General features: G+C 46.6%; 17 protein-coding genes. 14 read left to right on the plus strand and 3 right to left on the minus strand.

Annotated features, from left to right (window positions below; all coding sequences use genetic code 11):
• Positions 1 to 19: 19 nt before the first annotated feature.
• Both ABJO30_02420 and ABJO30_02425 read right to left on the minus strand, forming a co-directional pair.
• Entirely contained in the window at positions 20 to 679 is a 660-nt protein-coding gene (locus ABJO30_02420) for a class I SAM-dependent methyltransferase (GenBank protein MEP3231665.1), read from the minus strand.
• 8 nt (positions 680 to 687) lie between these two features.
• The gene (locus ABJO30_02425) at positions 688 to 1,977 is read right to left on the minus strand and encodes a DUF3419 family protein (protein ID MEP3231666.1); all 1,290 of its coding nucleotides are present in this window, start codon (positions 1,975 to 1,977) and stop codon (positions 688 to 690) included.
• 303 nt (positions 1,978 to 2,280) lie between these two features.
• Between ABJO30_02425 and ABJO30_02430 the strand changes: the two genes are divergently transcribed.
• The 7 genes from ABJO30_02430 to ABJO30_02460 all read left to right on the plus strand — a co-directional run bounded on the left by ABJO30_02430 (position 2,281) and on the right by ABJO30_02460 (position 9,505).
• The gene (locus tag ABJO30_02430) at positions 2,281 to 3,381 is read left to right on the plus strand and encodes a DUF2336 domain-containing protein (GenBank protein MEP3231667.1); all 1,101 of its coding nucleotides are present in this window, start codon (positions 2,281 to 2,283) and stop codon (positions 3,379 to 3,381) included.
• Positions 3,382 to 3,504: 123 nt separating this feature from the next.
• A complete protein-coding gene (locus ABJO30_02435; protein ID MEP3231668.1) occupies positions 3,505 to 4,479 on the plus strand; it encodes a metalloregulator ArsR/SmtB family transcription factor in 975 nt (324 codons plus the stop codon).
• Positions 4,480 to 4,496: 17 nt separating this feature from the next.
• Positions 4,497 to 5,405 (plus strand): methylenetetrahydrofolate reductase [NAD(P)H], encoded by a 909-nt coding sequence (gene metF / locus ABJO30_02440; protein ID MEP3231669.1) that lies wholly within the window; start codon positions 4,497 to 4,499, stop codon positions 5,403 to 5,405.
• Between the two features lie 569 nt (positions 5,406 to 5,974).
• Positions 5,975 to 6,871, plus strand: a complete 897-nt coding sequence (locus tag ABJO30_02445) for a hypothetical protein (GenBank protein MEP3231670.1) — start codon at positions 5,975 to 5,977, stop codon at positions 6,869 to 6,871.
• A gap of 105 nt (positions 6,872 to 6,976) precedes the next feature.
• Positions 6,977 to 7,819 carry a MoxR family ATPase gene (locus tag ABJO30_02450; protein ID MEP3231671.1) on the plus strand — a complete coding sequence of 281 codons (843 nt, stop codon included), beginning with the start codon at positions 6,977 to 6,979 and terminating at the stop codon, positions 7,817 to 7,819.
• A 3-nt stretch (positions 7,820 to 7,822) separates the two neighbouring features.
• A complete protein-coding gene (locus ABJO30_02455) occupies positions 7,823 to 8,758 on the plus strand; it encodes an AEC family transporter (protein MEP3231672.1) in 936 nt (311 codons plus the stop codon).
• 96 nt (positions 8,759 to 8,854) lie between these two features.
• The gene (locus ABJO30_02460) at positions 8,855 to 9,505 is read left to right on the plus strand and encodes a hemolysin III family protein (GenBank protein MEP3231673.1); all 651 of its coding nucleotides are present in this window, start codon (positions 8,855 to 8,857) and stop codon (positions 9,503 to 9,505) included.
• A gap of 2 nt (positions 9,506 to 9,507) precedes the next feature.
• On the opposite strand, the gene ABJO30_02465 is transcribed toward ABJO30_02460, so the two are convergent.
• Positions 9,508 to 9,849, minus strand: a complete 342-nt coding sequence (locus tag ABJO30_02465; protein ID MEP3231674.1) for a hypothetical protein — start codon at positions 9,847 to 9,849, stop codon at positions 9,508 to 9,510.
• 115 nt (positions 9,850 to 9,964) lie between these two features.
• On the opposite strand from ABJO30_02465, the gene ABJO30_02470 reads away from it, so the two are divergent.
• The 7 genes from ABJO30_02470 to ABJO30_02500 all read left to right on the plus strand — a co-directional run bounded on the left by ABJO30_02470 (position 9,965) and on the right by ABJO30_02500 (position 16,676).
• On the plus strand, positions 9,965 to 10,708 hold the full coding sequence (locus ABJO30_02470; protein ID MEP3231675.1) for a helix-turn-helix transcriptional regulator: 744 nt from the start codon (positions 9,965 to 9,967) through the stop codon (positions 10,706 to 10,708).
• A 51-nt stretch (positions 10,709 to 10,759) separates the two neighbouring features.
• The gene (locus tag ABJO30_02475) at positions 10,760 to 11,947 is read left to right on the plus strand and encodes a VWA domain-containing protein (GenBank protein ID MEP3231676.1); all 1,188 of its coding nucleotides are present in this window, start codon (positions 10,760 to 10,762) and stop codon (positions 11,945 to 11,947) included.
• Between the two features lie 72 nt (positions 11,948 to 12,019).
• Positions 12,020 to 12,379 carry a hypothetical protein gene (locus tag ABJO30_02480; protein ID MEP3231677.1) on the plus strand — a complete coding sequence of 120 codons (360 nt, stop codon included), beginning with the start codon at positions 12,020 to 12,022 and terminating at the stop codon, positions 12,377 to 12,379.
• Between the two features lie 67 nt (positions 12,380 to 12,446).
• On the plus strand, positions 12,447 to 13,001 hold the full coding sequence (locus ABJO30_02485) for a copper chaperone PCu(A)C (GenBank protein MEP3231678.1): 555 nt from the start codon (positions 12,447 to 12,449) through the stop codon (positions 12,999 to 13,001).
• Between the two features lie 215 nt (positions 13,002 to 13,216).
• Positions 13,217 to 13,723, plus strand: a complete 507-nt coding sequence (gene rplS / locus ABJO30_02490) for a 50S ribosomal protein L19 (protein MEP3231679.1) — start codon at positions 13,217 to 13,219, stop codon at positions 13,721 to 13,723.
• Positions 13,724 to 13,970: 247 nt separating this feature from the next.
• Complete coding sequence (locus tag ABJO30_02495) at positions 13,971 to 14,927, plus strand: ABC transporter substrate binding protein (protein MEP3231680.1); 957 nt, start codon at positions 13,971 to 13,973, stop codon at positions 14,925 to 14,927.
• 42 nt (positions 14,928 to 14,969) lie between these two features.
• On the plus strand, positions 14,970 to 16,676 hold the full coding sequence (locus ABJO30_02500; protein ID MEP3231681.1) for a methyl-accepting chemotaxis protein: 1,707 nt from the start codon (positions 14,970 to 14,972) through the stop codon (positions 16,674 to 16,676).
• Positions 16,677 to 16,864 lie beyond the last annotated feature (188 nt).

Consider the following 16,864-nt stretch of genomic DNA (forward strand, 5'->3'; position numbering starts at 1 on the left):
TTTAGGAAGGGCGACCTATTTAGTCGGTTTCGTGAGCTGTTATGCTCCACGCATAGCCTTTGTATAGGGGCGAAAATTTACCTGAGCGTGCGTTCCTATCAGCAAGACTTGCAGCAACGCCTGCTAGTTCTTTGCGCGGTTCAACGTGAAACAGCGCCAGCCACTTCATTAAGATCGCGCGAAACCAGCGAGGCAATTCTTCTTGCTGGCCAAAGTCTACGATGTGCAAGGTGCCGTCTTTTGCGAGTGCGTTGAAACCTTGGTTGATGGCCTCTTGCCAAGGTGGAATCATTGATAATGTGTAAGAGAAGAAAACACGGTCTGCTTTTTCAAAGCCAAACAAGTCTTGCACATTGAAGTTGGATGCATCGCCCTGCACGAGAGTGATGCGGTTGCTCAACCCTGCTTTTTCAACGTTGGCTCGCGCGGTGATCAGCATTTCCTCAGAAATATCCAAACCAAAAAATCGCGCGTTCGGATAAGCTTGTGCCGCCTTGATGAGATTGCGGCCCGTGCCACAGCCAACTTCTACAACATTGTGCCCATCGTTGGGTTTCAAATTATTGATGAGTTGATCACGACCAAGCAGATAATATTTGCGCGTGAGATCATAGATATGACGCTGCGACTTATAAATTCCGTCCATTAAGCCGGCGTGGTTATCTGAAGGAGCGCTCATGGCTGGGCTTAGTTCTTTATGTAAAGGTGGAAGCCACCATAGATGGCGGAACGATCTTGCGCGTTGAGTTCAAGCGAGGTCTCTGCTTCATAGCTCCATTGATCAAGCGTTCCGTCATTGACACGACCTGGCAAAAGGCTTGGCGCATCAGCGGTGCGGAAAATCACGCGAGCGCCTTTTTTCGCGGTGCGGGTCACTTGATCCCAAAGATCATTTAATTGTTGGTCTGTCATCCAGTCCTGTGCATCAAGGAAAACATATCCATCCATGCTGGCGTCTTCTTCACTGCGTAGTTTTTCAGTGACTGAGATATTGGTGACGGAGATACGGTCTGCGCGTTCTTTGATGAGATTAAAATGTTTGGCTTGCAGGTAAGGCGGCAGGGGACCGGAAGGGCCAGTTGATTGTGAGCTGCCATCGTCACCCATTGGCGCATACCCGCGCGTGAAGGCTTGCCATGCAAAATAGTTTTCTTGCAGTGGAAAACCACACGCCAGCTTTTCGGTGCGCTCTTTCAACACAACCGAAATATCACCGCCAGCAGCTAAGGCATCATATTGTGCGGGCGGAATGCCAAGGCCGAACAAAGATGATTTTTTGGACGTCATCCAGCGCACGAAGCGTTTATCAAAGATCGGTGCAACTGACTTTTCGAAGAATGTGCGTTGTTCTTCCATGGTCTTGGCTTTGGTCATTTCATTCAGATCAACACCATAGAGCTTTGTGCCCAAGTGGATCGCGCCGATGAAATAACCCAGCAGACCGTGGTGATAAAGGTCACGGGAAAAGAGGGTGATGCGTTTTCTGAAAAGACGGTCGCGGCCTTCCCAATAAGATCGGGTCGATGCGTCTATTTCGTCGCGCAAAAACCGCTCATAGGTACGAAGGTTTGCTTTTTCGTCTGCTTCTCCAAAGAAGCGATAAAAGGTCTGATAGTCAGGAAGCGCTTTTGCCGCTGTGATTTTAAGACGGTTTAAGGCCACATGTGCAGTGTTTAAATCGACGGCTAAAATCTCTTTTGGGTCTTGGGTTAGATAAGACAAGACATTGCAGCCACCAGAGGCAATCGTAATGACGCGGCTGTTGGGCCCTAGTTGCAGCGCCTTCATATCAACGTCAGGGTCTTCCCATATCTGGGGATAGACCAAACCTTTAAACATCCATGTGAATAGACGTTCTGAAAATCCAGCACGACTTCCTGCCTTATGCTGGTAAACTGCTTTTCTTAAATGCTCAGCACGGTCTGACGCGACGTTTGAAATCGTTTCATCAGCTTGTTTTAGGCGTTTACTCGACATGTATTCTTGTTCTTTGGTTATAAAATCGCTGTTGGTGAGTAAAAAAACCTACGAAATTCGCAGTTTTTTTGCGCGCCGCAGCTTGTTGAAGCTAGCTATTGCAGTTTGGCGGCAGCAAGACAGAGGCTTGAAAAGCGCAGAAATGCTGATGTTTGATGGACAGATAACCCGAGGGTTAACAGCAACCTTCTCCTTTATACGACATTTAACTGAATTTTGCCGCAAAACTGCACGGTTATTTTTGACTTATCTCAATACCCGATTGGTAGGTTGTTCTCATAACAAATAGAAAAGCAGGTGGCTATGCTGGAAACTCTAGGAAATAAAGAAGATATCTTATCGACTTTAAGAGGCGTTACTGATGCGGACGCATCTTCTGAGCAGCTCTTTGATTTGATGTTTGATTTTTTCGTGGCTTCGAAAGATGAGCCGCATGAAAATTTGTCAATGTGCGAAGACGTGCTGACCCAATTGATTGCCTATGTTGAAGTGGAGGCGAGGCGGCGTATTTCAGAGCGGCTTAGCCATTTAGATTATGCCCCGCGGCGTGTTGTGAAAACGTTGGCGATTGAGTCCATCGATGTCGCGAAACCAGTTTTAACCAGATCTCCTGTTTTAGAAGACGAAGATCTGCTGATGGTGACCCGTGTTTGTGGTTCCCAACACCTTGAGGCTATTGCCCAAAGGCCGGAAATTAGTGCATTTGTGACAAATGAACTAATGCGCCTTGGCGGTATCCAAGTTTGGGAACGTGTTGCGCGCAACAGTGGAGCGTCACTCGAGGATAAAACCGTTGGTTTTCTAGTCAATCGTTCCAAGGAAAACCCCCGCATCCAATTGAGTCTCATTGACCGCCAAGACCTGCCTGAAAGTACATTGGCGAAATTAGTATCCGAAGCTGGAGAAACCGTTCGTGCCCATCTTCATCATAGCGGGCGTGCGCATCTAGTGAAGCACCTTGAAAGTGCAGAAGCAGCTACAGCAAAACGTATCCGAGAGGGATCGAGCCTTCATGGTATGGATTTTGAGACTGCATTGAATAAAGTTCTGCAAGAGAGCCAACAAATTCGCTTGAACTGGGGCCATCTTATGGAGGCTGCAAGCAGAGACAATTTCCCGCGGACATGCGCAATCTTTGCTTACTTGTCCGACATGAAGATTGAAGAAGCTATTCATTGGTTGTCTAGATCTGAAATAGACCCTGCCATTGTTGCGTTTAAAGCTTTGAACTTGCATCGCGATTTGGTCGCCACATTACTCCGCACTGGACCGTGGCAGCGTATCTTATCTACTAAAAAGAGAATTGAAGCCCTAAAAACATTTGATCGCCTGAACCCCATCCTAGCCGAACGAAGCTTTGCTGCTAGAAATGACTCCTTCGCCCAAGAAGTTGGGTGCGCCTAAAGGACAAATTTATGTCCTTCCTGTCAACTAGAGGGCTTCGGCCCTCTTTTTTTTTCCTCAATCTTGAATTTTGACGAAAAACCGTATAAAGATATGTTTATATGATTTTGGAGGCTCGTTGAGTTGGACGGCGTTAACAACATATCTTTTGATAATTTGCTTGGTCGCTTGAAGGCAGCCAGTGAGGCGACTCGGTTACGGCTCTTGTTTTTGTTGGCTCGCAGCGAATTGACGGTGAGCGACTTAACGGCGATCCTTGGGCAAAGCCAGCCCCGCATATCCCGGCATTTGAAATTGCTAAGCGATGCAGGGGTGATTGAACGGTTTCCTGAAGGGGCATGGGTTTACTATCGTCTTGTCGATGCAGGCCCCGGTTCAAACCTTGCTCGTAGTCTTCTTGCAAGCCTTGATGCCAGCGATCCGCAATTGGTGCGTGATATGGAGCGGCTTGAACAAGTTCGTCGATCGCATGCAGATCAAGCGAACGAGTATTTCGACGCTAATGTAAAACAATGGGATGCTTTGCGTGCCCGACATGTGGCTGAAGATGCCGTTGAAACCGCAATGTTGAATGCTATTGGTGATCAGCGGTTTAATGCTCATTTAGATGTGGGTACAGGAACGGGTCGTATTCTTGAATTGTTTTCAAGCCATGTGGATCGGTCAGTTGGGATTGATGCAAACCCGAAAATGCTCTCGGTTGCTCGTAACAAGCTATCAGACAGCGGGATTTCCGCGCAGGTGCGTCAAGCAGATGTTTATAATCTGGCACCGCAGGGAAACCTTCTAAATACAGTTTATGATTTGATAACAATCCACCAAGTGCTTCATTTCCTTGATGATCCAGCGCTGGCTTTGTCGGAAATTTCGCGCGTGGCAGGTGCTGGATCAACACTTATGATCGCTGATTTTGCCTCTCATAACCTTGAATTTATGAGAGCAGACTATGCTCATAGACGATTGGGATTTTCAGACGAACAAATGTTCGGCTGGCTGGAAAACGTGGGCTTTTCAGATTTCGAAACCATCAAACTTGAGCCAGAAACCGTTTCTGGTGAAGAATTAATTGTCCAAATTTGGACAGCAAAAAAAACGTAGTTTTATAAGGATGTATTATGGCTCATTTGAGCATCAGTAGACAAAAACTTGGCGGCGATGATGCGAATATCAATGTATCATTCGAGTTCTTTCCTCCAAACAGTGACAAACAAAACGACGTGCTCTGGTCTTCCATTGAGCGCTTGGCGCCTTTGTCACCTTCCTTTGTTTCTGTGACTTATGGTGCTGGTGGTTCAACCCGTGAACGCACTCACAAAACCGTTTCCCGTATCGTTAAAGAGGCAGGTTTGCGGGCCGCAGCGCATATGACTTGTGTTGGTGCGACGTGCAAAGAAGTTGATGAAGTTATTGAAGCCTACGCAGAAGCTGGTGTGACTGACATCGTAGCTTTGCGTGGTGATCCTGCTGAAGGAATTGGTACGAAATACCGCCCGCATCCTGGTGGCTATAAGTATACCAATGATTTGGTTGCTGCGATTAAAAGGCGTGGTGATTTTGAAGTTGCTGTTTCTGCCTATCCTGAAAAACATCCTGAAAGCTGTGATGTGTGGGCGGATATTGAATTCTTGAAACGTAAAGTCGATGCTGGTGCAGATCGTGCGATTACGCAGTTCTTCTTTGAGAATGATAGTTTTGAGCGCTATTTAGAGCGCGTGAGACGGGCTGGCATCACGATCCCAATCATTCCAGGCATTGTTCCTGTTCACAATTTCAAACAGGTTGCCAATTTTGCAGGGCGTTGCGGAACACATGTTCCAGATTGGCTGCGTCGCCGTTTTGCTGGGCTTGAAAACGATCCCGCAACCCGCCAGTTGGTTGCAGCAGCTGTTGCGGCAGAACAAGTGATGGATCTTGTAGATCGTGGCATCACTGATTTCCATTTTTATACAATGAACCGTGCCGAATTGGTGTTTGCCATTTGCCATATGCTTGGCGTGCGGGATGAAGAGAAAATCGCAGCTTAGCGTTTCACGCAATTGTTGTTTGAGAAGAAAAAAGGCCGGAGCACAAAGCTCCGGCCTAAATTTTTGCTGTGGTCCGCATCTGGAAGTTTAAATTATTCCAATCACAACAGCTGTGACGAACAAAAATGCGGCGAATGTAATCATATTACCCAATGGTCGCGCCATTATAGCCTCCTCTTTTCCGTCCCCAAGACCCCTGCGTATTAACGCTGATATTTCCAAAACTCTTTCGAGAAATCGTTAAATTTTCCGAATGCATTTTAGACATAAGGCTCTTCTGATAAAAATATTATACAAAAGTATTATATTGTCCAATGAATTTTACGCTGCACCGCATCAAGTTTACTTTGAATCCGCATTTTAAATCGGAATAAGCTTTTAATTTCAGCGATTTATTTTGACGTCCACATTTTATGCACAGCGCTGTTTTTGATGGCGGAAACTGGACAATTAAACCGGAAATCTAAGGGCGAGCGGCGTGATTCTTTTGGAATCAGATAATCAAGCTTCGATTAAGCATATGGCGTTAAACTGCCCCAATTGGGGTAATCCGTTTATTGAGGCCGTTTGTGGCAATTGCAGATTTATTTGAAGCGGTCGTAGAAGGCATGGAGGAGCAAACCCTCAATGCTTTTCTTGTTGCGCTTATTAAGTCTGGAAAGTCAGATGACCTTGAAACGGATTCTGATCAACGACGTTATGTCGCGATTGTCCGATATTTGTTGGGTGTTGCTGATTTTCTTACCCGCAAAGACGCGGCAGAAGCAGCCCTCAACACCAAAGGTCTGCCATCTGAGATTTATTTGTATTTTGCCTGTGACAACATACAAATTGCCGAGGTGTTTTTGGACCCAACCTTTGAGCTTTCCGAGGATGATTTGCTGCATGTTATAAAACATTGCAGCCGAGCGCATCGCTTAGGGTTGCTTGATCGAGAAGACCTGACGCCCAATCTTCGCCAAGAGATATTACGACACAACGAAGTTGATGTTATCCGCGCGATGAATGAGAACGAAGAACGCGCAATCTTTTTTGAGTACGATGATAGCTTGGTTATTGAAGATAAAAATGCCGAGCTTGAAGGTTATGGCTTTGATGTTGATAACGAGTTGGAAATTGAAAACCCACTCGATTTGATGATTAAAGCTTTTGTTGAAAATAGTCGTTTCGCGGACATTATCGAACTTTTGGCAAAACAGGGCGATACGTCAAAAGAGATGGTCAAGAGTATGTTCTCGCGGAAAGAAGCCGAACCAATCAGTATTTATTGTCGAGGCATTGGTGTTGGAACAGAAGCCTTCTCAGCGCTTGCTAAGTTTAGATGTCGCCGCCTTGGGCAGATGGAACGTTTAGCAGAAAACACGATCGTAGCTTATGATGAAATTAGCCATGAATACGCACAAGCTATGTTGGTTGATCTAAAACAACAATCGCCGCAGCTTGCTCGCAAAATGTTCGGCAAATAGCGCCATTTATGTGCTTATATTCTATGAATGCCGACACTTTCGCATTGACAATTTGGCCTTGGCATTTGATGCAAGTATAGAACTTTATTTTTGAGAAGAGTTGCTATGCGATTTGAAGGCACAAAAGAGTATATCAGTGCGCATGACTTATCAGTTGCTGTTAATGCTGCGATCGCGCTTGAGCGTCCGTTACTAGTTAAGGGAGAGCCTGGAACTGGTAAGACAGAGCTTGCAAAACAGGTTGCTAATGCGCTGGGCCTTGAGTTGTTGGAATGGCACGTAAAGTCTACGACAAAGGCACAACAAGGCCTTTATGAGTATGATGCTGTTTCCCGCTTGCGCGATAGCCAATTGGGTGATGATCGTGTCAACGATGTGAAAAATTACATCAAGAAGGGCAAGCTTTGGGAGGCTTTTACCGCTGGTAAGAAAGTCGTGCTGTTGATTGATGAAATCGACAAAGCGGACATTGAATTTCCAAATGACCTCTTGCAAGAACTCGATAAAATGGAGTTCTACGTTTATGAGACGGGTGAAGTGATTAAGGCAGAAAACCGCCCTGTGGTCATCATCACATCCAACAATGAAAAAGAATTGCCGGATGCCTTCTTGCGCCGTTGTTTCTTCCATTTCATCAAGTTTCCAGAAGCTGAAACACTGACGAAAATTGTTGAGGTTCACTACCCAGGTATCAAACAAAACTTGGTGCAGGCAGCCTTGACCCAGTTTTATGAAATTCGCGAAACTGCGGGCTTGAAGAAGAAGCCATCAACATCAGAAGCACTTGATTGGATTAAGCTACTTGTGGCGGAGGATGTCGATCCGTTGACCCTGCGTGAAGATAGCAAAAATGCGTTGCCGAAGTTGCATGGTGCTCTGCTGAAAAACGAGCAAGATGTATCCTTGTTTGAACGGCTTGCGTTTTTGGCGCGTCGCGAAGGGCGGTAGGTGGTGTCGGCGATACTCGACGCCTTTTTCAATCCGATCCTCCCAATTTTTGCGGTTGCAGCGATTGGTTATTTCTTCGGGAAGATCAATCTTTTTACCGCTGATATGGCCTCCGTCATTAATCGCTTTGTGATTTTAGTGTCGCTGCCAGCTCTCTTGTTTTCCTTCTTGGTATCGGCGCCCTTTTCGGAATTTAACTGGATGTTGGTTGGCGCTTATTTCGCGTCGAGCTTGTTTATCTATGCCACTGGGTTTTGCTTGATGCGTTATGCGTTCAAGCTTGGTCCGCGCGAATCTCTTCTGCTTGGAATGGCAGCGTGTTTTACCAACCATGTTTTCTTCGTGCTTTATATAGCGCCCAATGTTTATGGCGAAGCGGCGACCATACCCATCTTGTCGATTATTACGTTCGACGCCTTTTTGATTTTTGGCGGTACATTTTTGTATATGGATGTGGTGGTCAGTGGCGCGCGCTCGCCAGTTCAAGCGCTAAAGGTGTTTTTAAAAAACCCGATGATTATCGCGATGATTATTGGTTTGACCGTTGGTCTTCTCAATATTCCGGTTCATGAAGGCTTGATCACCTACGCCAATTTTACAGGAGCTGCCGCAGCGCCTGCCTCAATGTTTGCGCTGGGTGTTGTCCTGTCAGGTGCTGCCATCACAAAATTTGATGGGCCTGCAACGACGATCACCGCAATGAAGCTGTTCCTGCATCCGCTGTTGTTGCTTGTTGCCTGTTTGGTGTTGTTGCCCGTTGAACTTTCAAACGGCGATATATGGGCCAAGACTATGATTTTTGCTGCAGCCGGTCCAACAGGTGCCATGCCATTCGTGATTGCTCTTCAGCATGGTGTGTCGACTGATCGGCTGGTGAAGGCAATCGTTTACACTACGGTGTTATCCTTATTTTCATTGGCGGTCTTGGCATCATTTTAGACGCGCCTAAATCAACAATGTTGTGATCAATGGTGTGTTGATTTGCAGCATGAATGTTTTACTTCGATCTCTAAGATATGAAGGTGAATGTAAGATATGGATGAGTACCCGGACTACACAATTAACGAGCGGATTGCAGATAGCGTGATCCATGTGATCGGGATCGCTTTTGCGATTTCAGCACTCTCAGTCATGATGACTTTTTCTGGTTTGCAACAACCCTATTACGCCACCATAACCCTTGCGATTTATGGTGTGGCGATGGTTTTGATGTTCACCTGTTCTGCTGCCTATCACATGGTGCCAATGCCAAATTGGAAACAGTGGCTTCGTCGCTTTGACCATGCTGCCATCTTCTTAAAAATCGCTGCGACTTATACGCCGTTTGCCTTTTTGAAGCTTGGTGGATATCTGGGCTATGGCCTTTTGAGCACGGTTTGGATTGTCGCCATCATCGGGATGGGCATTGTCTTATCCATGCATCGTGGGCGCAGTCATTACATTGTATTGTTGTATCTAGCTCTTGGTTGGGTCGGGGTTATCATTATCTGGCCGCTTGCCATGTCGATGTCGACACTCGCATTCTCGCTGATTTGTATCGGGGGCGCGCTTTATTCAATCGGAACAATCTTCCACGTTTGGGAAAGCCTGCGCTATTCCAACGCGATATGGCACTTGTTCGTTCTGCTTGCGACAATCTGCCATTTCTTCGCGGTGTTTGTTGCGGTGATTGTGGACGGTATCTAGGCCTAGTTTTCTGCGTGAACGCCAAGCAAGAGTTTGCGCGGATCATTATCTGAGCGTGATATTTGGTAGAGTAGATAAGGCGCGAAGAACAACATGCCCAAGAGCGTTGATAAGACGCCGACTGTGATGCCTATGGGCGTGAACCCGCTTCGCCATGCAATCCAAACGCCCGCCACGACCAAGTATGACAGGAAATCGAGATTGATATGCCCTTGCCACGTGAGGGCGGGGACGGTGGTGAGGAAAGGCGTTACAAAGTCAAAACGGCCATCCAAAACCAGTATCAAGCCGTAGCCAATGAGGCCCAAAAGTATCAAGGTGATCAAAATACGAAACTGCGTCATGTTTTTTCCTAACGTGTAATGTGCGTTAGATTGATGCATAGGAAAAAGAATTGGTGCTGTGCAATTACCTGCAAGGTAAGTGACGGGTGACAGCGAGCCTTATAGTTTGAGGTTGATGATGGAATTTACAAACACATTGAAAACATGGCGGCATGCACGGCGCTTCAGTCAGTTGCAATTGGCAACAGAGGCTGAGATTTCCGCACGGCATTTGTCTTTCCTAGAATCAGGCCGTGCGAAACCAAGCAGAGAGATGATCGGCAAGCTGAGTGATGCATTGCAACTGTCGCTTGAAGCCAGAAACATTATGCTAACCCATGCAGGGTTTGCGGCTCGCTACGAAGGGCGGCAATGGGATGACGAGCAAATGCAGCCAATCCAAAAGGCGATTGATCGCCTGCTGGAAACGCATATGCCTTTCCCTTGCTTGGTGCTTGATCGGTATTGGACAATTTTGAAAGCGAATAATGCAGCCGCCAGTTTCTTTGGCGTATTGGGGGCAGGGGTCGGCGTTAGTATTTTAGACCTCATGATGTCTGACACATTGCCGCCTTTGGTCGAAAACTGGCCAGAGGTTGCGCACCATACAGCCGTGCGATTGCGGACTGAAAATTTAGCACTTGGTGGCGATGCAAGGCTGGATGCCGTTGTCGCGCACCTCAGCAAAGTTGAGGGTACCTCATCGCAAACGGCAGCACCCGTTATTCCTATTACTTTGCGCCTTGGTGAATTGCGCCTGTCGATGTTTTCAACTTTATCACAATTCGGTACGCCCGAAGACGTTATGCTTGATAGCTATAAGATTGAGCACTATTTCCCGATGGATGCTGAAACTGAGGCGTTTTTTAATCCGTCGTGAGGACGTGATAATCGACTTGCCAAAAGGGTGGTCCTGCCCCTAAATAAACTCATGTTCATTCCATTCTTCCTTAAGCTCAAAGAAGTCCGCATTCCTGTGTCGCTCAGGGAATATCTGTCGCTGATGGAAGCGATGGAGGCGGGGCTGGTTGATTATGACGTTGAGGGTTTTTATCACCTTGCCAGAACGGTACTTGTGAAAGACGAACGCCATTATGATCGCTTTGATGTAGCGTTTGCTGATTTCTTCAAAGGCTTGGAAGCCGTCTCTGGTTTGCCAGATGGCGTTGAGGAACAGGCGATCCCTGAAGAGTGGCTTCGCAAGATGGCGGAGAAACATCTTTCCAAAGAAGAAATGGCCGAAATCGAAAGCCTTGGCGGTTTCGACAAGCTAATGGAAACGTTGAAAGAGCGGTTGAAAGAACAGCAAGGCCGTCACCAAGGCGGCAATAAGTGGATCGGTACGGCTGGCACATCACCGTTTGGTGCTTATGGTTATAACCCTGAAGGCGTACGCATTGGTCAAGACGGTTCGCGCCATCGCCGTGCGGTGAAGGTTTGGGACAAGCGCGAGTTTAAAAACCTCGATGATAGCCGCGAGCTTGGCACCCGTAACATCAAAGTTGCCTTGAAGCGCTTGCGGCGTTGGGTGCGCGAGGGGGCGGCAGAAGAATTTGATCTTGATGGCACCATCCAATCGACCGCAGAACATGGCTATCTTGATGTTCAAACCAGACCAGAACGACGCAATGCCGTGAAGTTACTCTTATTCATGGATGTTGGTGGTTCTATGGATGATCACATTAAGACCGCCGAGGAGCTTTTTTCTGCGGCAAAAGTTGAGTTCAAGAACCTTGAATATTTCTACTTCCACAACTGCCTTTATGAAGGCGTTTGGAAAGATAATAAGCGGCGCTGGCAAGAGCAGACATCGACTTATGATGTGCTCAACAAATACGGGTCTGATTATAAGGTGGTTGTCATTGGCGATGCGTCTATGTCGCCCTATGAAGTTGCGATGGCGGGCGGTGCTGTTGAACATTGGAACCCCGAATCAGGTGAAGTGTGGCTGCGTCGACTGTTGGCGCAATATCCAGACACGGTGTGGCTTAATCCAGTGAAAGAGCAATATTGGCCCTATACGCAGTCAATCGCGATGATCCAGCAGGTTTTTGAGAATCGAATGTTCCCGCTCACCTTGTCTGGCCTCGATGATGCAATGAAGACGCTCACGCGCTAATGGCGAAGATCGCGGATTTAATAAGTTGTTCTCAACATTGTTTCAACGAATTTGTATCGCTATAACATCCTCATGAAAATGCGTTTTGTCCAATGGTTGATTGTCGCAGTCTTTGTGGTTTCACAAGGGGCGATGTCGCTTGGCGTTTCATCGCATGCGCAAGCAACAAGCTTGAGCGATGCGGAGCTTGCCGCTTACACATTGCCTGATGGCAGCCAGCCAGTTTTATGCCTGACACCAAATGAAGATGGCACGGTGTCGCACGCCATGTGTGACGGGTGCCTTTGTTGTCCTTTTGATGGGGCAGCTTTCTCGCTCGGCGAAGGTATTCGCAATAACCTAGGCTTTGGTATCGAGCTTACGAGCGAGCAATTGGTGCCTTTAACGCGCATTTGTTTGCAAAGAACCCGTGGGCCGCCGCTCAGCGTTTAACGCCCCCTCAATCGTTCTTTCTTTGCAGCTTGTTTTGCTGCACACCATTCCTAATTCGTGAGGTCTTATGACTTTTTCAAAAACACTCCTAGCAGGTGCTGCGGCCCTGTTCCTCTCTACTACTATGACCCTAGCAAGTGATAACAGCCATTCCGGCCATGATGCTGCCAGCCATGGTGAGCACAAGCATCACTCCATCGAAGCCAGCGCTGCATGGACACGGGCAACCGTTAAAACGGCGAAAGTTGGTGGTGGATTTATCATGATCAAAAATACAGGTGATCATGCTGATCGTTTGATCGGCGGCGCGGCAAGTTTTGCAAGCGATGTTCAACTTCACACCATGAAGATTGTCGATGACATTGCGCGTATGCGCGCGTTGCCTGATGGAATTGTCATTCCGGCAGGCACACAGGTTGTTCTCAAACCTGGTGGTGATCATGTGATGTTCATGGGCTTGAAAGAGCAGCTTAAAGAAGGTGAGCAACGCACTGTAAAGCTCATCTTTGAAAAAGCAGGCGAGGTTGAGGTGACATTTAAGGTCAATTCTCTTGCTGCAAAAGGCGCTGGCGAGGATCATTCTGGCCACGATCATGACGATGATAAAGAGCACTCACACTAGGCCCTTTTGAACAAAATGGGATCTGGTTGGATTATTTCTGGCTAGATCCCCTTTAAAAGACAGAAAACACTCGACAATCGTGGAAACTTAGCGTAATTACGCGCAAAATTTCATCGAATTTGAACGACGAAATCGCCCCGGAATGAAAAAGGTCCGGCCTGCATGTTTCAGGGGGAGGCGCTCTGGTGGTTCGCTAACTTAAAAGGATAACCGAGATGAACATTATTGATGAGCTCGAAAAAGAGCAAGCTGAAGCTATTTTGGCAAAGCGCACGCTCCCTGAATTTAAAACCGGCGACACTGTAAAAGTGAACGTTCGCGTTACAGAGGGAACGCGTACACGTATTCAGGCTTATGAAGGCGTTTGTATCGCTCGTCAGGGTTCTGGCGTGAATGAGAGCTTCACAGTTCGTAAAATTTCTTATGGTGAAGGCGTTGAACGTTTGTTCCCAGTCTTCTCACCATTGATCGAAAGCCTTGAAGTTATTCGTCGCGGTAAAGTACGTCGTGCGAAGCTTTATTACCTTCGTGATCGTCGCGGTAAATCTGCACGTATTGCTGAAGCAACTGATTCTCGCACACGTCGCATTCAAGACGGCGAGCGCCAAGTTGCTCAAGAAGCAAAAGCAGCACGCGAAGCTGAAAAAGTTGCAGCGAAAGCAGCCGCAGACGCTGAAAAAGCAGCAGCAGCTGCAGCGCCAGAAGCTGCATCAGAAGAATAAAAATTCTCCCTTTTGGGGTAAAGAAAACCGCGTTCGAGAGAACGCGGTTTTTTTTGTTTTGATTCAGCCTATTGCCAGTGCTGTTGGCAGATCAACAAGCATTCGAAGGTAAAGTATAGGTCTTTAATACTGTAATATTCAATCGATCGATTATTTGCTTGATTGCGGTTAATATTCGAATTTATATAATATTAAGCATGTTGATATTTAATAGCTAAATATAGTTTAAATATACATGGTTGATGTGATGAATTATAGAAATAAATTCTTATCTATTGCATTAGGAACCCTAGCATTGGGTGTCGCAGTACCTTCGATTACTTCTGCCAAATCTATTGATGTTGGCGTTGCTTGGGCTGGTAAATCCAGTATGGCGGAACGGGTCTTTAAAGGCTTTAAGCAGCGTTTAAAGGTTTTAAATATTGATGCTGACATTGAGCTTAAAGGTGCTTTGCCATCTATTGAAGCGCTGGATGCAACAGTCAAAGAATTTGAGAGTGACAAAAAAGATGGCATGGTCATCTTGCGCTCTAACGGGTCTGCTTACCTCGGTAAGAATCCACCCAATATTCCAACCTTCATTGGCGGCGGTAACAAACCGTCAGAGCTGGGGTCCGTAAAGAATATGGATGCCCCTGAAGGCAAGGTGACAGGCGTTACTTATTTTCTTCCTCTAGAAATTCCACTTGAAGCCTATCTAGCTTTCACCCCAGATGTGAAATCCTTTTTGCTGATCAATCAGACCAACTACTCATCTTCTCCGATTGATTGGAACGGCACCAAAGCGGCATGCAAACCTTTGGAATTGAAGTGTGACAATGCAACCATTTCTTCGCGAGAAGAATTGATTGATTTAGTCAAAGATAAGAAGGGTCAATATGATGCCTTCATTCTTGGTAATCAATCTGAAGCTTATGGGAATGCAGATGCGATTATAGGTTTGGTTGGTAAAAAGCCTGTCTATTCTTATGCTGCTAAAGGGGTTGATCTTGGTGCCTTGGGCGGTGTCATCGCTGATGACGAAAAACTGGGTGCCATGATGGCGGATTCCTTGGTTGATGTTCTGATCAATGGCAAAGCAATCAGCAAAACACCAATCAAGACGGACCCTGAGCCAACAATTATGGTCAATGAAACGACTATGAAGAAACTGGGTCTACGTATACCGACAGAAATTTTGAGTGTTGCTGAAATCGTTCAATAAACGAACATTGAGACAGCTAAATGCTGGGATGGTGATGGAAATATGTTGCATAATATCAAGTTGAATAGATTGCTTGGTGGCGGTCTGATGTTGGCGATTTTGTTTATTGTTATGATCTGGATTGTTGGGCAACGTAGCATGTCCATTTTATCGGATATGACGACCGACCTTTATGAACATCCATATACAATCACAAGTGGCGCTCTTGAAGCGAAGGCAAATGTGATTGCCATTGATCGGGCGATGACCGCGGTTGCTGGTGCGCAATCAAAACAGGCGATTGATCAAATTGCAGATGAGATAAAGCCGTTTGAAGCTGAGGTTATGAAGCAATTCGATATTATCGAAAAACAGTATGTTGGCGACTTTGCTCTTTTCAATGCAGCAAAGGAAGCTTTTTTGACATGGGGACCAGAACGTCAGCGAGTACTTGATGTTTCCCGGCAACGGGTTTCTGAAAGCGGTATCAATAAGACGTTGCTTCTTGTTCGCTCAGTTCGCTTTAAAGTGGCTGCAAATAAGACTGTTGCGACCATTAATGCCCACATGAATGAGTTGGTCAAAGCATCAAAGCTAAGTGCGCAAGCCTTTATTGCTGACAGCAAAGCAAAAAAATCTGATGTCAGTATCGTATTCAGCTTGGCATTGTCTTCAACGCTCATCTTTGCCTTGGTGCTTGGGTTCGTTTTGGTCAAAGGTATCAAGGTGCCTTTGGCTAAACTCGCTCTTTATATGAAGGAGCTTGTTGATGGTGATTTAAGTCAGGTTGTACCCTTTGAAGGCGCCAAAAACGAATTGGGCGACATGGCGCGCGCGGTTGCCGTTTTCAAAGGTAACCTGCATCAAAAACAAAACTTAGAGGAACAGCAAAATCAGCGCGAAGCAAATGCGCAGCGTGAGAAACACGATTATGCTGAAGAGTTAGCTGATCGTTTTGAGAGCGACGTAATGGATATTGTTGAGACGGTGATTGCTGCTTCTAGCCAGCTAAAAGCTTCTGCCACTGGTATGGTTGGGATGGTGGAGAAAACTGGAGAGTTGGCACAAGCTGCGACCCAGTCTTGTGAACGGGCATCTGAGAATGTCTGTTCTGTGGCAACTGCCGCTGATGAGTTGTCCTCGTCCATTTCAGAAATTGGCCGACAAGTGAAAGCTTCTGAAACAGTAACTGGCGAAGCAGCTGATCAAGCAGGTCAAACGACAACGAAGGTTAGTGATCTTGTTCACGCTTCAAACAAGATTGGCGAAGTTTCCAATTTAATCTCTGATATTGCGGAGCAAACCAATCTTTTAGCACTCAATGCAACGATCGAAGCGGCGCGAGCCGGAGAGGCTGGCCGTGGGTTTGCTGTGGTTGCTGCTGAAGTCAAAGAATTGGCAAGCCAGACGGCAAAGGCAACGGAAGATATTAATCTGCAAATTTCAGCTATCCAAGGTGCAACCTCAGAATCGGCCAGCGCGATGGAGAAAATTGCCACCACGATCAATTCTATTGAAGGGGTGACAACGAATGTCTCAGAGGCTGTCAGCCAGCAAGGGACTGCAACAACGGGGATTGCGGAAGGGGCAGCCAGCGCTGAAAAAGATACCCAAGCAGCATCGCAAGCAGTTTTGGGCATCGATGAAGCCGCTAACTTGACCAGTACATCCGCTCAAGAGGTGCTGACGGCTTCAGCCGAACTTGAAGACCAATCGTCATTATTGAAGAACCAAGTGAGCGAATTTTTAAGTCAGCTTCGAGCGGCTTAATTCTTCGTAATTTGCCCTTTAAACAAAAACGCCGACTTGTTTCTAACAAGTCCGCGTTTTCGTTGTTTAGGTTCTGACCTTAGGAGGAAGAAGCATTGAGTTCGAAAACTTCAGTTTGCGACTGTTTGTTGGTCTAGAACTTGTATTTCAAGTTGAATTTCACTTGGTGGGTATCGAAGTCGGATGAG

This window comes from Hyphomicrobiales bacterium, assembly GCA_039973685.1.
Classification (GTDB): Bacteria; Pseudomonadota; Alphaproteobacteria; order Rhizobiales; family JACESI01; genus JACESI01.

Excerpts from the sequence above, each read along its gene's own strand:
- ABJO30_02420 (MEP3231665.1), bottom strand. The coding sequence starts at position 679 with ATGAGCGCTCCTTCAGATAACCACGCCGGCTTAATGGACGGAATTTAT.
- ABJO30_02425 (MEP3231666.1), bottom strand. The coding sequence starts at position 1,977 with ATGTCGAGTAAACGCCTAAAACAAGCTGATGAAACGATTTCAAACGTC.
- ABJO30_02430 (MEP3231667.1), top strand. The coding sequence starts at position 2,281 with ATGCTGGAAACTCTAGGAAATAAAGAAGATATCTTATCGACTTTAAGA.
- metF (MEP3231669.1), top strand. The coding sequence starts at position 4,497 with ATGGCTCATTTGAGCATCAGTAGACAAAAACTTGGCGGCGATGATGCG.
- ABJO30_02450 (MEP3231671.1), top strand. The coding sequence starts at position 6,977 with ATGCGATTTGAAGGCACAAAAGAGTATATCAGTGCGCATGACTTATCA.
- ABJO30_02460 (MEP3231673.1), top strand. The coding sequence starts at position 8,855 with ATGGATGAGTACCCGGACTACACAATTAACGAGCGGATTGCAGATAGC.
- ABJO30_02465 (MEP3231674.1), bottom strand. The coding sequence starts at position 9,849 with ATGACGCAGTTTCGTATTTTGATCACCTTGATACTTTTGGGCCTCATT.
- ABJO30_02470 (MEP3231675.1), top strand. The coding sequence starts at position 9,965 with ATGATGGAATTTACAAACACATTGAAAACATGGCGGCATGCACGGCGC.
- ABJO30_02475 (MEP3231676.1), top strand. The coding sequence starts at position 10,760 with ATGTTCATTCCATTCTTCCTTAAGCTCAAAGAAGTCCGCATTCCTGTG.
- ABJO30_02480 (MEP3231677.1), top strand. The coding sequence starts at position 12,020 with ATGAAAATGCGTTTTGTCCAATGGTTGATTGTCGCAGTCTTTGTGGTT.
- ABJO30_02485 (MEP3231678.1), top strand. The coding sequence starts at position 12,447 with ATGACTTTTTCAAAAACACTCCTAGCAGGTGCTGCGGCCCTGTTCCTC.
- rplS (MEP3231679.1), top strand. The coding sequence starts at position 13,217 with ATGAACATTATTGATGAGCTCGAAAAAGAGCAAGCTGAAGCTATTTTG.
- ABJO30_02495 (MEP3231680.1), top strand. The coding sequence starts at position 13,971 with ATGAATTATAGAAATAAATTCTTATCTATTGCATTAGGAACCCTAGCA.
- ABJO30_02500 (MEP3231681.1), top strand. The coding sequence starts at position 14,970 with ATGTTGCATAATATCAAGTTGAATAGATTGCTTGGTGGCGGTCTGATG.